We start from the raw sequence: 13,582 nt of genomic DNA on the forward strand, positions 1-13,582 counted from the left end.
TAATGAGATGTTGAGTTTGGTTGAGATAAATTTAATCCGAAAATGTGGCTTTTAAACAAGATAACTATCGCTTGTCATTTTTTATGCGGTATCCTCAAAGCTGAAGTTCAATGTGAACTGACCCCGCTTCTGCCTGAAGCGATAATGTTCACGCCATGTTTTAGCTGGGATTATTTATTTTTGTTATGGATAATAGGGTTGCGTGGGGCAAGGATATGGATGATATTGCATTATTTAATGGCTGTATAATTAATCAGGAGGTTATATTTAATGCCAATATGAATGAGCTGCGACCGCTTGCCGGGGATGGGGAGAGCATCAGCCTCAATGCGCCTACCGCCAGATGCTTGCTGCTGCTATTGCAGAATTGCGGCAAAGTGATTTCTCGGGATGAATTTCTGGCGGCTGTATGGGAAACACGGGGAGTGGTAGTTTCGCAAAATACATTTTATCAAAATATCTCTTTGTTGAGAAAATCGCTGCTCAAAGCCGGACTATCTGAGGATATCATTATCACCGTCAGACAAAAAGGCTTTAGCGTCGCCCCGGATACTTTAGTTATCCCGCTCTCGGATGAAGAGTGCGAGAATATGAATCGGGAAAGATTAACGCATTTTCACAGTAGTAAAACTGCTGATGTCATTTTCAATGATACGGGGAAAATTGACCATAAATTAAGTCTTCCACTACCAGTGAATTTAGCAATCCAGGAGAATGATAGGCGGGAAAATAGCGTGAAGGTGGCAGAGAAAGTATCGGAACGATTACATATAACCTTTAAAGTTCCCACCTGGTTAATCGCGCTGATTGTCGTGATGATAGTTATCAATGTTATCGTACTGATCGTGTTACATCGATAATACGCCGCCGCTGGGGTTTATATCGAGAAGGTAACGGTAAAGTGGATTGCCGAGTATGTTAGCCCCAACCTGGCGGTGTATTCATATTAAGATGTCTGCCAGCACGACCTGGCAGACAAGGGAGGGGGGCTAACGCTGCTTCAGTCCTAAATCCAGCGGCGTCTTGCTGGGTTCGCCGCCGATCTCTCGCGCCAGCTTCGGCACCATATAGCCGGAGATGAGGGTCAACAGTTCACGCATGATTTCACGGGCTTCATCATCGCTGACCATAAAGTGTGCCGCCCCTTGTACCCGGTCCAGCACGTGCAGGTAGTAGGGCATTACCCCGGCATTGAACAGCGCATTGCTGAGATCGGCCAGGGTTTGCGCGTTATCGTTCACCCCGCGCAGCAGCACGCTCTGGTTAAGCAGCGTGACGCCCGCCTGACGCAGCATGGCCATCGCCGCGCGAAACTCGCCGTCAATTTCATTAGCGTGATTGACGTGGTTAACCAGGATCACCTGCAGCGACGAACGGTGGAAGCGGCTGACCAGCGTCTCGGTGATGCGCGCCGGGATAACGATTGGCAAGCGGCTGTGAATACGCAGACGCTTAACGTGCGGAATGGCTTCCAGCTGGGTCATTAACCAGTCAAGCTCATGGTCCTTCGCCATCAACGGGTCGCCGCCGGAGAAGATGATTTCATCAAGCTGCGGATGCTCAGCGATATAGTTCATTGCCGTCTGCCAGTTGCGCCTGGTGCCCTGATTTTCGGCATAAGGGAAGTGGCGGCGGAAGCAGTAACGGCAATTGACCGCGCAACCGCCTTTCACCAACAGCAGGGCCCGGTTGCGATATTTGTGCAACAGGCCGGGCACGACGCTGTGCTGTTCTTCCAGCGGATCGGTGGAGTAGCCGGGGGCGACGATAAACTCCTCTTCGGCGGTAAGTACCTGACGAAGCAGCGGATCGTCAGGGTTGCCTTTCTCCATTCTGGCAATAAACGCGCGCGGGACGCGCAGCGGGAACAGGCGTCTGGCCTCACGTCCGGCGAGCAGTTTTTCATCAGCGTCTACATTTAAAAGACGCAGCAGTTCATCAGGACTGGTCACAACATTGGCAAGTTGCGTTATCCAATCTTCTCTGGATGGGGTATTTAGGGTTACAATATGCGCCATTTTGTGGCTTAGCTACCAGTTAAACAATTTCAGAGGGCCTTATGGCGACTTACTATAGCAACGATTTTCGTGCTGGTCTTAAAATCATGTTAGATGGCGAACCTTATGCGGTAGAAGCCAGCGAATTCGTTAAACCAGGTAAAGGCCAGGCGTTTGCGCGCGTTAAGCTGCGCCGTCTGCTGACCGGCACCCGCGTTGAGAAAACCTTCAAATCTACTGATTCTGCAGAAGGCGCGGACGTTGTCGATATGAACCTGACTTACCTGTATAACGACGGTGAGTTCTGGCACTTCATGAACAACGAAACCTTCGAACAGCTGTCTGCTGACGCGAAAGCGATCGGTGACAATGCCAAATGGCTGCTGGATCAGGCTGAGTGCATCGTAACCCTGTGGAACGGCCAGCCGATCGCGGTCACCCCGCCGAACTTCGTTGAGCTGGAAATCGTTGAAACCGACCCAGGTCTGAAAGGCGACACCGCGGGTACCGGTGGTAAACCAGCGACCCTGTCTACTGGCGCTGTGGTTAAAGTGCCGCTGTTCGTCCAGATTGGCGAAGTAATTAAAGTGGATACTCGCTCTGGCGAATACGTATCCCGCGTGAAGTAATTTCACGTCATGATGACTGGCGCAGCCTCTGTGCTGCGCCGCTCTTTCTGTACTGGCACGACGAGCACGACACATGAAGCGCAGCGTAAAACTCCTGGCGTTACTGTTTCTGAGCAGCGCACTGCTGTCTGGCTGCAATACCGCCCGCGGTTTCGGTGAAGATATTCAGGGCCTGGGTCACGCCATCTCTCGCGCTGTAAGCTGACTTCCTTCCGTTTCGCCTGCCGCGATCGCCTTCCGGTGCGCCTGCTTCCTCCACGAATACTCCTTTTCTCTTAAAAAACGCAAAGATCCCTTCATCTGTGGACGGTTTGTCTATGCTTATAGGGCATGAAAACAAAACTGACACTAAGGATGACATTATGGTGAAAAAAACGATTGCAGCGTTCTTTACGGTTTTGGTCCTCTCTTCAGCACTGACCGCTTGTAACACCACGCGCGGTGTGGGTCAGGATATTTCAGAGGGCGGCAGCGCAATCTCTGGCGCAGCAACCAAAGCTCAGCAATAACAGCCTTCGACGGTACGGTTTTGCGCCGTACCGTTCTTCACTTCCCCCATTCTGTTGGATATACTCACTACGACTTTTCATCCACCTTACGGGACGACCCGTAAGCGTTTCTCATCCGGGGACGGCCCCAGCAAAGGAGCCTTATGTCCTGGATAGTCTTATTTATCGCTGGCCTGCTGGAAGTGGTGTGGGCCGTCGGCCTGAAATATACCCATGGCTTTAGCCGCCTGGTTCCCAGCGTCATCACCATCGTCGCGATGGTCGTCAGCATGGCGCTGCTTTCATGGGCGATGAAAACCCTGCCGGTGGGTACCGCTTACGCCGTCTGGACGGGGATCGGCGCCGTGGGCGCCGCTGTGACCGGTATCGTACTGTTAGGTGAATCCGCCAGCGCTATGCGTATCGCCAGTCTTGTCTGCATCGTGGTCGGCATCATTGGCCTGAAGATCAGCGCGCACTAGTTGTAGCGCTGATTGACCCAGACCAGTTTGCTGATATCAAAACCCTGCCGGGTGGCAATATCCAGCATCTGCTGCCTGACTTCCGGGGCGATGGTGGGGGCTCGCGCCAGTAGCCAGAGATAGTCGCGGTCGGGGCCGCAGACCAGCGCGTACCGATACTCCTTATCCAGCGCAATGACGTTATAGCTGCCATAGAAGGGGCCGAAGAAGGAGATCTTCAGCGCGGCGCGGCTGGGTTCGCCGGTAAAATACGCCACCCCGTCCGTTTTCTGCCACATGCCGCGGTCGGGGTTATAGCCTTTATTGACCACGTCCAGACCGCCGTCATCGCGCGGCTGCCAGGCGATCGTGACCTTTTCAAGCCCGCTTTCAAAAGGATGGTCGAAGCGGGCGATTTCGTACCAGGTACCCAGATAGCGCTGAACGTCGAAGGGGGTGACCACGGTGACGCCTGGCGGCGGGGCAGGGGTGCTGCAGGCGACAGACAGGAACGAGACGGCGACCGCGGTGATTATCGGCAGGATACGCATGGTATGCTCCTTGCTGGCTTTTAAGCTAAGTGTAGAGTCCGGCAGGGCAAAGGCGGCAAGATTTTTCTATGAAGCGAGCCCGGTAGCAGAATTGCTGCCGGGCTCTTGCAGGATCAGATAAACAGTACGCCAACCAGAGTAATGACGCTGAGGATCGCCGCCAGACCGTAGAAGACCCATTTGCCGTTTGGCACATGGATTTTCAGGTCGTGCATGGCGTGGTGAATACGATGCAGCCCACACCACAGCGGCAGGACAATCATCAGAAAGATGAACGCGCGGCCGATAAAGCTTTGGGCAAAGGCCAGCACGCGTTCATAGCTGAAGGCGTCGGCGGGGGCGAGCCCCAGCGGCAGCAAAATGCCCACCAGCAGCACCATCACCGGCGCGACAATCGCGCCCCACATGCCGCCAGCGCCAAACAGCCCCCAGAAAACGGGTTCATCGGAACGTTTCGGATTGGGATTAATCATCTCAGCCTCCTTACCAGAACAGGGCGACAAACAGGATCACCACGGTGACCACCGCCGTCACCACCCAGAGACCTTTAATCACCGGCTCTGGCCCCATTTTTTCGCCTTTGATGATGACGTTGGCGGCTTTCGGCGCCAGCTCGAACCAGGTTTTGGTGTGCAGCAGCGCCGCCGCCAGGGTGATCAGATTGAGGATCACCACCACTGGATTTTGCAGGAATCCGATATATCCCGCCCAGCTTTCGGCGCCGTGCTTGAGGGCAAACAGCCCGTAAATCAGCACAATGCTAAACCAGACCGTCGGTACCGCCGTGCCTTCCCGCACCATGTAGAAGCGATAAAACGGCAGCTTTTTCCACCAGGTGGAGGTCATCGGCCGCACGTAGGGTTTGCGTTTCGTCGTCATAATGCACTCCTTAGCGTGGTTTCAGGGTGGCGATAAGAAAGTCTTTCGAACTTTCCACCTTGCCCTGCTGGATCGCGGCCGCCGGGTCGACGTGCTTCGGACACACTTCCGAGCAGTAGCCCACGAAAGTACAGGTCCAGACGCCGTTCTGGCCGTTAAGCTGCGCCATGCGTTCCTTTTTGCCGTGGTCGCGGCTGTCTTCGTTATAGCGGTGGGCGAGGGTGATCGCCGCCGGGCCGATAAACTCCGGATTCAGGCCGAACTGCGGACAGGCGGCATAGCACAGTCCGCAGTTGATACAGCCGGAGAACTGATGGTATTTGGCCATCTGGGCCGGCGTCTGCTTGTTTGGTCCCTGGTCCGGGGTGCGGTTATTGCCGATGATGTACGGCTTAATGGCCTCCAGACTTTCGATAAAGTGGGTCATATCCACCACCAGATCGCGCTCGATCGGGAAGTTGGCCAGCGCTTCAACCTTGATGCCTTTGGTGTAATCCCGCAGGAAGGTTTTACAGGCCAGCTTCGGTACCTTATTGACCATCATGCCGCAGGAGCCGCAGATCGCCATCCGGCAGGACCAGCGGTAGCTCAGGTCGGGCGCCAGGTTGTCTTTAATGTAGCCCAGCGCGTCCAGCAGCGAGGTCTGCTCATCGTAAGGCACGTCATAGAACGCGCTGTGCGGTGCCGTGTCGACCTCCGGGTTGTAACGCACCACTTCGACTTTCAGGTTTTTCATCTCAGCCATGGGTGGTCTCCTTCTTCTCAGCCGCTTCCGCCTCAGCGCCATAAACACGTTTCGCCGGCGGCAGCGTGGTGATCTTCACATCGCCATATTCCAGGCGGGTGGTGCCATCAGCCTCGCGGAAGGCGAGCGTATGTTTGAGGAAGTTGACGTCGTCGCGTTCGGTACAGCCTTCATCCAGACGCTGGTGCGCACCGCGCGATTCTTTACGGGCGATGGCCGAGTGCGCCATACATTCGGCAACGTTTAAACCGTGTCCCAGCTCAATGGTGTAAAGCAGATCGGTGTTGAATACGCTGGAGTTGTCGGTAATGCGCACGCGCTTAAAGCGCTCCTGCAGCTCAGCCAGCTTGTCGATAGTTTTCTGCATCAGCTCTGGCGTCCGGTAGATGCCGCAGCCTTCCTCCATCGAGAGCCCCATTTCGTCGCGGATTTTCGCCCAGTTTTCGTTACCCTCCTGGTTGACGAGATCTTTCAGACGACGCTCCACATCGGCAGCTTGCGCATCGAGGGCGGAGCCGTTCATTTCGCCCGCTTGTGCGGCGCGCCGCATGGCCTGTTCCCCGGCCAGGCGGCCGAAGACCACCAGCTCGGCCAGCGAGTTGGAGCCCAGGCGGTTGGCGCCGTGCAGACCAACGGACGAGCATTCGCCCACGGCAAACAGCCCTTTGATGCGGGTTTCGCACTGTTGATCGGTTTCGATGCCGCCCATGGTGTAGTGCGCGGTCGGGCGTACCGGAATCGGTTCTTTCACCGGGTCGACGCCGACGTAGGCTTTCGCCAGCTCACAGATAAACGGCAGGCGCTCCAGCAGCTTTTTCTCGCCGAGGTGGCGCAGATCGAGGTAGACCACGTCGCCGCGCGGCGTGGGAATGGTGTTCCCTTTCCGCCATTCGTGCCAGAAGGCCTGGGACACTTTGTCGCGCGGGCCCAGCTCCATATATTTGTTCTTCGGTTCGCCGAGCGGGGTTTCCGGGCCCATGCCGTAATCCTGCAGATAGCGATAGCCGTTTTTGTTGACCAGAATCCCGCCTTCACCGCGGCAGCCTTCGGTCATCAGGATCCCGGAACCCGGCAGACCGGTCGGGTGATACTGAACGAACTCCATATCGCGCAGCGGCACGCCGTGGCCCAGCGCCATACCCATCCCGTCACCGGTAACGATGCCGCCGTTGGTGTTGTAGCGATAGACGCGTCCGGCGCCGCCGGTGGCCAGCACCACCGCGTTGGCGCGGATCTGCACCAGCGTGCCTTCCATCATATTCATCGCCACCAGGCCGCGGGCCTGGCCGTCATCGACCAGCAGATCAAGGACGAAATGTTCATCAAAGCGTTGAATTTGGGGAAACTGAAGGGAGGTCTGGAAGAGGGTATGCAGCATGTGGAAGCCGGTTTTATCGGCGGCAAACCAGGTACGTTCGATCTTCATGCCACCGAAGCGCCGGACGTTAACGCTGCCGTCAGGGCGGCGGCTCCACGGGCATCCCCACTGTTCCAGTTGGGTCATTTCCGTCGGGCAGTGGTGAACGAAATAGTCGACGACATCCTGCTCGCACAGCCAGTCGCCTCCGGCGACGGTGTCGTGAAAATGGTACTCAAAGCTATCGTGATCCTGGGCAACGGCTGCGGACCCCCCTTCTGCAGCGACCGTATGGCTGCGCATCGGATAGACTTTAGAAATCAGGGCGATTTTGGCATTGGGGTTGGCCTGGGCGGCGGCGATAGCGGCGCGAAGGCCTGCCCCGCCGGCGCCAATTACGGCGAGATCGGCTTGAAAAGTGTGCACGACATTCCTCCAGTTTTAGTGTATTTCGCCGCCGGGCTGGCGAAAAAGTATCACTGCTCCTTTATAGGTACAGGAGTATAGCCGTAGGGTCAGTATGGAAAATTGACGTGTTCGATTTTTTTATCGATATGTGCGGTTATTTATCAGTGATATTTATGCATTTAGGTTAACGATAGATTAATGGCATGTAATCTGCCGGGGATTGCACAAAATTTGTTTCACTCGCCGGTTGCGAGTAGACTTCGTGCCCTTGTTTGCAATCGGAGAAAGTACCATGAGCGAGACGGCAACCTGGCAGCCGAGCGCACCCATTCCCAATCTGTTGAAACGCGCGGCGGTGATGGCGGAAATCCGCCGGTTCTTTACCGATCGCGGCGTGCTGGAGGTGGAGACGCCTTGCATGAGTCAGGCGACGGTAACGGATATCCATTTGTTCCCGTTTGAAACCCGTTTCGTCGGCCCGGGCCACTCACAGGGACTCAATCTGTACCTGATGACCAGTCCGGAATACCATATGAAGCGCCTGCTGGCGGCGGGCTGCGGCCCGGTTTTCCAGCTTTGCCGCAGCTTCCGTAATGAAGAGATGGGGCGGCATCACAATCCGGAATTCACCATGCTGGAGTGGTATCGTCCGTGCTATGACATGTATCGTCTGATCAACGAGGTGGACGATCTGCTGCAGCAGGTGCTGGAGTGCCAGCCGGCGGAAAGCCTCTCCTATCAGCAGGCGTTCCAGCGTCATCTGGATATTGACCCGCTCTCTGCCGATAAAGCGCAGCTGCGCGAAGTCGCGGCGAAGCTGGATCTGAGCAATATCGCCGATACTGAAGAAGATCGCGACACGCTGCTGCAACTGCTGTTCACCATGGGCGTGGAGCCGCACATCGGCAAAGATCGGCCGACGTTCATTTATCATTTCCCGGCGACTCAGGCCTCTTTAGCGCAGATCAGCCCGGAAGATCATCGGGTCGCTGAGCGCTTCGAGGTCTATTACAAAGGAATTGAGCTGGCGAATGGTTTCCACGAGCTGACCGACGCCCATGAGCAGCGCCTGCGCTTTGAGCAGGACAATCGCAAGCGTGCCGCGCGCGGTCTCCCGCAGCAGCCCATCGATAACAACCTGCTGGCGGCGCTGGAGGCGGGGCTGCCGGACTGCTCCGGCGTGGCACTGGGCGTTGATCGCGTGGTGATGCTGGCGCTGGGCGCTGAAAGCATCGGCGAAGTGATCGCCTTTACGGTCGACCGCGCCTGATGGCGCTGTCACCTCCCGCCGCCTGCGGGCGAGGGAGGTGACAGGTCTGCCCTGATTCCCCCTCCCTCATGCTATCCCGGCTTTCGCCCGAATATCCACAATCTCCTTCGGTGCTCTTGCTACTATCCGCGCTCGTTTTATGAGGCCAGGCGTCGCTGTTGGCGACCGGCGTGGTGTTGCTGATGGTGACTTTCGCCAATATCTTCACCATCATTCAGCCGGTCATCGACAGTGGGGACTGGAGTAGCACGCTGTGGATGGTCGGCGGGCCGCTCTTCTTCTCGCTGCTGGCGTGGGGAATTTACGAAAGCTACCGTCGGCGCCTGGCGTCCGGCGCGCTGGTGATGGAGAGTTAAAGAACCTGCCCGGCAGTGCCGCCGGGCAGGCTATGGCTTAAAGGCTGCCAGCCGTACGTCGGCTGGTTTTCCCGGCCGAGGTCATGGTTTTACTGCTTTGCCTGCCGTCGATACTTTCCAGCCGCATCTGGAACGGAGGGAACGGCATATCAATGCCATGCTCGCGGAAGCCCGCCAGGATCAGCTGATGCATCTCATGGCGTAGCGGCATGCGGTGCCCCATCTCGGCGGCAAAAATACGCAGCTCGAAAATCTGGATCCCCTGCTGCAGGTCGACGAGAAACGCCTCCGGCGCCGGGGTATCGATGACCAGCGAACAGCGATGCGCCGCGGCGATGAGGATCTTGGTCACCTCTTCGGTATCGGCGTCCACCGGAGCCGGCACCGTCAACACCACGCGGGTGACCGAGTCCGACAGCGACCAGTTGATAAACTGCTCGGTGATGAACGCCTTGTTCGGCACGATAATCTCTTTCCGGTCCCAGTCGCTGATGGTGGTGGCGCGGGTATTGATGCGGGTGACGCTGCCCGTCAGGTCGCGGATGGTGACCGTATCGCCGATGCGGATCGGTTTTTCAAACAGGATAATCAGGCCGGAGATAAAGTTAGCGAAGATCTCCTGCAGGCCAAACCCGAGACCCACACCCAGCGCGGCGACCAGCCACTGCAGCTTCGACCACTCAATGCCGATCATCGAGAAGCCCACCAGTCCACCGACCAGCATCAGCAGATACTTGGTGATGGTGGTGATGGCGTAGCCGGTGCCGGGCGTTAAATCGAGGTGCTGGAGGATCGCCAGCTCCAGCAGCGCCGGCAGGTTGCGCACCAGCTGAGTGGTGATGATCAGCACCAGAATGGCAATCAGCACCGCGCCAAGGGTGATGGGCTCGAGGCTTTCCACTCCTTGTACCGTTGAGGTAACGTCCCACAGCGAGATATTCTCAAGGAAGCCAAACGCCGAGTGAATTTCCGACCACAGCACGATGACCGACAGCAGCGCGATCAGCATCAGCAGGGAACGCACAAGGCGCAGCGACTGGGTACTGATGGCATCGAGATCGACCTCGCTGACCTCCGTCTCCACCGACCCTTCCGGGCTGCTGACGTGAACAGGCTCATCTTCGCCGCGGGCGCGCTGGGCGAGAATTTCCGCGCGACGATGGCGGGCCCGGTCGAAGGCCAGCCGGCGGCGCTGGATCAGCATCCAGCGGCGGATAATGTGATAGACCACCAGCAGCAGGAACCAGATGGCTACGGAAGTTTCCAGACGCGCCAGCAGCGCCTGGGCGGTGGCGAGATAACCGACGGCCGCCGCCAGCATGGCCACCAGCGGCGCGCCAAGCATCAGGTTCCACAGCAGGCGGTTCACCATATTGTCGCCATTCCCCTCTTTATCCAGATAGAGCGGGATACCGGCGTGCTTAAGACTCAGAGTGACCACCGCCAGCGCGCCGCAGATCAGCAGGAAGCACAGGCGGCCCAGCGAAGCGGAGAACTCGCGGTCGTTAAGATTATCGAACATGATCAGCGCCATAATCAGCGGCACAATCAGCCCGATGCTCATCAGGTAGTAGCGCATCGCTTTCGCCACTCGGCTACGCGGCCAGCCGAAGTGGGCGATAAACAGTCCGTTTGGCCGGGCGAAGGTGGCGCAGATCATCACCACCCACAACAGAGGCACCGTCGCGGTGACCCCATCGCCAATCGCCACCGCCAGCGGGAATGGCCAGGCGGACTGCAGACCATAGCCGAGCGTCATCCATAGCACCGGCAGCGGCGAAGCCACCAGTATCGACCAGAAGACCGTACGCAGCGTCAGCCAGAAGTGATCCTGGGTGACTTTCCCCACCCGAGCGCTGGAGCGCTCAAGGAAGCGGGTGAAATGGCGCCGCGAGCTGATGCTGAAGCCAACCAGCAGCAGGGCGGCAAACAGCGGTAGCAGGGTCTCTTTGCTGGTGAGCATCATCGCGCTGGCTTTACCCAGTTCGCTGATGGTATCCAGGGAGATCAGGCGCCGCAGATCCTGGACGATTTCCAGCGGCCAGGAGAAGCCGATGGGGCTGACGTCCGAAGTCCAGAACAGATAGCGGTGGGTGGCTTCGTTGATCTCCTTCAGCGCGTCTTCCAGTTGGCCGTTGGCGACCTTCAGCTTAGTGAGCTCCAGCATCAGGGTATCGCCGCCGCGCAGCAGCGAGTTCAACAGCTCGTTCTGCGTGCGCAGCTGCGCCTGCAGGATCTTGTTCTGCTCGCTGGTCAGCGGTTCGCCGTCGGCCTGGCGGATCTGCCGCAGCTGCGGCTGCTTACTGAGTAAATCCTCAAAGCGCAGACGCTGCACGCGCAGCTGCGCCATTTCCGTATCCAGCTGCTGCGGGCGAGGGCGCTCCGGCAGCCGCGCCACCTGGGCGCGCAGGGCTTCGCCCAGCAGATTGGAGGAGCCCAGCCACTGCGACTGCTCGCGCAGGGTGTTTAATGCCTGGCGCACCTGCAGCGTTTGATTCGTCGCCTGCCGCTGCTGGGACGCCACCAGATCCATACGCTGCGCCTGTTGGTTCAGCGCCTGGGAGAGCTCACGGTTGACTTTAAACTGGGCGGTGATGTCCGGCGGCAGGTTTTCACTGTTCTCCGCCAGCAGTTCGGTACTTTCCAGCGCTTTTTCCGCCTCCCGCTGGCGCTGGCTATTCTGCAGATTACGCAGCGCCTGCAGATAGGCATCCAGCTGCTCGCTCTGCTTTTGCGCCAGTTCAGAACGGGCGCGCGACAGCTCCTGGCGGTTATTGGCGGAGAGCTGGGCGAGGTCGAGTTCATCCACCAGCGCCTTCAGGCGCGCCGATTCCGCCTGCAGGGCAAGATTTTGCGCCTGGGCGAGAGCATTGTTGCCGGTTTGCGTGCCGATGCGGCGCTCAACCTCATTGAGCTGACGCCGGGCGTCGGTTTGCTGCTGCGGCAGCTGGTTCAGGGAGTCGGCGATTTCACGCGCGCGATCCTGCTCCTGTTGCGCCTGACGGCTTGACTCCAGCAGCTGGCTGCTGACCTGGAGGATCTCCTGGTTCAGCGCATCGGCGGTCAGGCCGACTGGCACCTGGCGCGGCTCTTCGCTCAGATTGTTGAGCTGGGCGCGCAGGCTTTGAAACAGTTTGGGGAAATTGTCGATAACGTCCTGATACTGACGGGCGCGCTCGAGGGACGATTTTTGTTCCTCAAGCGCGTTCAGCGCGGACTGCAGAACTTCAACGGTTTCAGGCTGGGCGGGCTTTGCCGCCTTCGCCTGTTCCAGTTCCTGGGTTATCTGTTTAGCATCCGGGGCTGTCGCAGCGTACGCCCCGAAACTGAGGCTCAAGGCCAACAGGAAAGTGTATATCAGGCGCACGGCATAACCCTTTTGCTGAAGAATTAACCTTGGTCTTGTTTATCGTCAACCAGCGGGCTGGCGCGATGTTCGGCGCGGATCTCTTCTTCCGGTAACGGCGCCGGTTCAGCGGCGGCGGTTGCTTCCACCGTTGTCGCCAGCGGTTGGCCGATTTTAGTCACGGACAGGCTTTGCAGCGTGTCGACCAGCTTCACCTGGCCCGGGGCAAACAGGTTGATCACGGTAGAGCCCAGTTTGAAGCGGCCCATCTCCTGGCCTTTCAGCAGGGCGACGGAGCCTTCGCTGTCGCCAGCGGGCCAGGTCCAGCGTTTAATAATGCCTTCGCGCGGCGGGGTTACGGTGCCGGACCACACGGTCTCGATGCTGCCGACGATAGTCGCGCCCACCAGAATTTGCGCCATCGGGCCAAACTCAGTATCAAACAGGCAGATGACGCGCTCGTTACGGGCGAACAGGTTTGGCACGTTCTGCGCCGTCAGATGGTTAACGGAGAACAGGTCGCCAGGAACGTAGATCATTTCGCGCAGGATACCGTTGCACGGCATGTGCACGCGGTGATAGTCGCGCGGCGACAGATAGGTGGTGGCGAAGCTGCCGTTACGGAACAGGTCGGCCATCTGGTAGTTGCCGGCCAGTAAGGCTTCCAGGCTGTAGTCGTGGCCCTTGGCCTGCAGAATTTTATCGTTCTCAATGGCACCAAGCTGGCTGATCACGCCGTCGGCCGGCATCACCAGTACGTTAGGATCGGTATTCAGCGGGCGAACGTCGTCGCGCAGCGGGCGCACAAAGAAATCGTTGAAGGTGCGATAGGCCGCGGTATCCGGCTTCTGCGCCTCTTTCATATCGACCTTGTAGTATTTCACGAACAGATCGATGACCAGCTTCGTCAGCCAACCTGCGCGTTTGCTCGCACCCCAGCCTGCGAGGCGGGTGAGCCACAGTTTAGGCAGAATGTATTGCAGTGAAAGTTTAAGATCGTTTAACAAAGTAGCCTCCAGGCCATGTTATGTCGTTCCTGACCCCGCCCGCGGGCGGGGACCTGAAAAAAGGGGGACGATTCTATACGTAAAACTC

14 protein-coding genes and 1 pseudogene are annotated in these 13,582 nt (G+C 57.8%); 7 read left to right on the forward strand and 8 right to left on the reverse strand.

Going from position 1 to position 13,582, the window contains the following annotated elements:
* Nucleotides 1–215 precede the first annotated feature (215 nt).
* Nucleotides 216–860, forward strand: coding sequence for a winged helix-turn-helix domain-containing protein (locus MKS11_RS19595; protein ID WP_048295750.1), 645 nt, complete (start codon nucleotides 216–218; stop codon nucleotides 858–860).
* Between the two features lie 129 nt (nucleotides 861–989).
* Here the strand turns inward: MKS11_RS19595 and epmB are convergent, their stop codons facing one another.
* On the reverse strand, nucleotides 990–2,018 hold the full coding sequence (epmB, locus tag MKS11_RS19600; protein WP_053810858.1) for an EF-P beta-lysylation protein EpmB: 1,029 nt from the start codon (nucleotides 2,016–2,018) through the stop codon (nucleotides 990–992).
* A 41-nt stretch (nucleotides 2,019–2,059) separates the two neighbouring features.
* On the opposite strand from epmB, the gene efp reads away from it, so the two are divergent.
* The 4 genes from efp to sugE all read left to right on the forward strand — a co-directional run bounded on the left by efp (nucleotide 2,060) and on the right by sugE (nucleotide 3,596).
* Nucleotides 2,060–2,626, forward strand: coding sequence for an elongation factor P (gene efp, locus MKS11_RS19605; RefSeq protein WP_004206421.1), 567 nt, complete (start codon nucleotides 2,060–2,062; stop codon nucleotides 2,624–2,626).
* 73 nt (nucleotides 2,627–2,699) lie between these two features.
* Nucleotides 2,700–2,831 (forward strand): entericidin A/B family lipoprotein, encoded by a 132-nt coding sequence (locus MKS11_RS19610; RefSeq protein ID WP_004206422.1) that lies wholly within the window; start codon nucleotides 2,700–2,702, stop codon nucleotides 2,829–2,831.
* 157 nt (nucleotides 2,832–2,988) lie between these two features.
* A complete protein-coding gene (ecnB, locus tag MKS11_RS19615) occupies nucleotides 2,989–3,135 on the forward strand; it encodes a lipoprotein toxin entericidin B (RefSeq protein WP_004206423.1) in 147 nt (48 codons plus the stop codon).
* Nucleotides 3,136–3,278: 143 nt separating this feature from the next.
* Nucleotides 3,279–3,596, forward strand: a complete 318-nt coding sequence (gene sugE, locus MKS11_RS19620) for a quaternary ammonium compound efflux SMR transporter SugE (RefSeq protein ID WP_004206425.1) — start codon at nucleotides 3,279–3,281, stop codon at nucleotides 3,594–3,596.
* Here sugE and MKS11_RS19625 read toward each other — a convergent pair.
* The 5 genes from MKS11_RS19625 to frdA all read right to left on the reverse strand — a co-directional run bounded on the left by MKS11_RS19625 (nucleotide 3,593) and on the right by frdA (nucleotide 7,533).
* Nucleotides 3,593–4,126, reverse strand: a complete 534-nt coding sequence (locus MKS11_RS19625) for a lipocalin family protein (protein WP_004206426.1) — start codon at nucleotides 4,124–4,126, stop codon at nucleotides 3,593–3,595. The two genes, sugE and MKS11_RS19625, sit on opposite strands and share 4 nt — an antisense overlap.
* Before the next feature lie 113 nt (nucleotides 4,127–4,239).
* Nucleotides 4,240–4,599, reverse strand: coding sequence for a fumarate reductase subunit FrdD (gene frdD / locus MKS11_RS19630; RefSeq protein WP_002885526.1), 360 nt, complete (start codon nucleotides 4,597–4,599; stop codon nucleotides 4,240–4,242).
* 10 nt (nucleotides 4,600–4,609) lie between these two features.
* The gene (gene frdC / locus MKS11_RS19635) at nucleotides 4,610–5,005 is read right to left on the reverse strand and encodes a fumarate reductase subunit FrdC (RefSeq protein WP_002885530.1); all 396 of its coding nucleotides are present in this window, start codon (nucleotides 5,003–5,005) and stop codon (nucleotides 4,610–4,612) included.
* Nucleotides 5,006–5,015: 10 nt separating this feature from the next.
* On the reverse strand, nucleotides 5,016–5,750 hold the full coding sequence (gene frdB, locus MKS11_RS19640) for a fumarate reductase iron-sulfur protein (protein WP_004177729.1): 735 nt from the start codon (nucleotides 5,748–5,750) through the stop codon (nucleotides 5,016–5,018).
* On the reverse strand, nucleotides 5,743–7,533 hold the full coding sequence (gene frdA, locus MKS11_RS19645) for a fumarate reductase (quinol) flavoprotein subunit (protein ID WP_017900930.1): 1,791 nt from the start codon (nucleotides 7,531–7,533) through the stop codon (nucleotides 5,743–5,745). Before frdA ends, frdB begins: the two co-directional genes overlap by 8 nt.
* Before the next feature lie 274 nt (nucleotides 7,534–7,807).
* Here frdA and epmA point away from each other — a divergent pair, with 274 nt between their 5' ends.
* Nucleotides 7,808–8,785, forward strand: a complete 978-nt coding sequence (gene epmA, locus MKS11_RS19650; protein WP_004206428.1) for an elongation factor P--(R)-beta-lysine ligase — start codon at nucleotides 7,808–7,810, stop codon at nucleotides 8,783–8,785.
* Nucleotides 8,786–8,934: 149 nt separating this feature from the next.
* Nucleotides 8,935–9,141, forward strand: a pseudogene (locus tag MKS11_RS19655) (glutamate/gamma-aminobutyrate family transporter YjeM); the annotation flags it as partial.
* Nucleotides 9,142–9,178: 37 nt separating this feature from the next.
* Here the strand turns inward: MKS11_RS19655 and mscM are convergent.
* Together mscM and asd are read right to left on the reverse strand one after the other, a co-directional pair.
* The gene (gene mscM / locus MKS11_RS19660) at nucleotides 9,179–12,508 is read right to left on the reverse strand and encodes a miniconductance mechanosensitive channel MscM (RefSeq protein WP_023319553.1); all 3,330 of its coding nucleotides are present in this window, start codon (nucleotides 12,506–12,508) and stop codon (nucleotides 9,179–9,181) included.
* Between the two features lie 23 nt (nucleotides 12,509–12,531).
* Nucleotides 12,532–13,494, reverse strand: a complete 963-nt coding sequence (gene asd / locus MKS11_RS19665; RefSeq protein WP_065878190.1) for an archaetidylserine decarboxylase — start codon at nucleotides 13,492–13,494, stop codon at nucleotides 12,532–12,534.
* Nucleotides 13,495–13,582 lie beyond the last annotated feature (88 nt).

Source organism: Klebsiella sp. K5-45, from assembly GCF_030128605.1.
Classification (GTDB): Bacteria; Pseudomonadota; Gammaproteobacteria; order Enterobacterales; family Enterobacteriaceae; genus Klebsiella; species Klebsiella quasipneumoniae.

Coding starts and splice junctions, on each gene's coding strand:
- MKS11_RS19595 (WP_048295750.1), top strand. CDS start 216: ATGGATGATATTGCATTATTTAATGGCTGTATAATTAATCAGGAGGTT.
- epmB (WP_053810858.1), bottom strand. CDS start 2,018: ATGGCGCATATTGTAACCCTAAATACCCCATCCAGAGAAGATTGGATA.
- efp (WP_004206421.1), top strand. CDS start 2,060: ATGGCGACTTACTATAGCAACGATTTTCGTGCTGGTCTTAAAATCATG.
- MKS11_RS19610 (WP_004206422.1), top strand. CDS start 2,700: ATGAAGCGCAGCGTAAAACTCCTGGCGTTACTGTTTCTGAGCAGCGCA.
- ecnB (WP_004206423.1), top strand. CDS start 2,989: ATGGTGAAAAAAACGATTGCAGCGTTCTTTACGGTTTTGGTCCTCTCT.
- sugE (WP_004206425.1), top strand. CDS start 3,279: ATGTCCTGGATAGTCTTATTTATCGCTGGCCTGCTGGAAGTGGTGTGG.
- MKS11_RS19625 (WP_004206426.1), bottom strand. CDS start 4,126: ATGCGTATCCTGCCGATAATCACCGCGGTCGCCGTCTCGTTCCTGTCT.
- frdD (WP_002885526.1), bottom strand. CDS start 4,599: ATGATTAATCCCAATCCGAAACGTTCCGATGAACCCGTTTTCTGGGGG.
- frdC (WP_002885530.1), bottom strand. CDS start 5,005: ATGACGACGAAACGCAAACCCTACGTGCGGCCGATGACCTCCACCTGG.
- frdB (WP_004177729.1), bottom strand. CDS start 5,750: ATGGCTGAGATGAAAAACCTGAAAGTCGAAGTGGTGCGTTACAACCCG.
- epmA (WP_004206428.1), top strand. CDS start 7,808: ATGAGCGAGACGGCAACCTGGCAGCCGAGCGCACCCATTCCCAATCTG.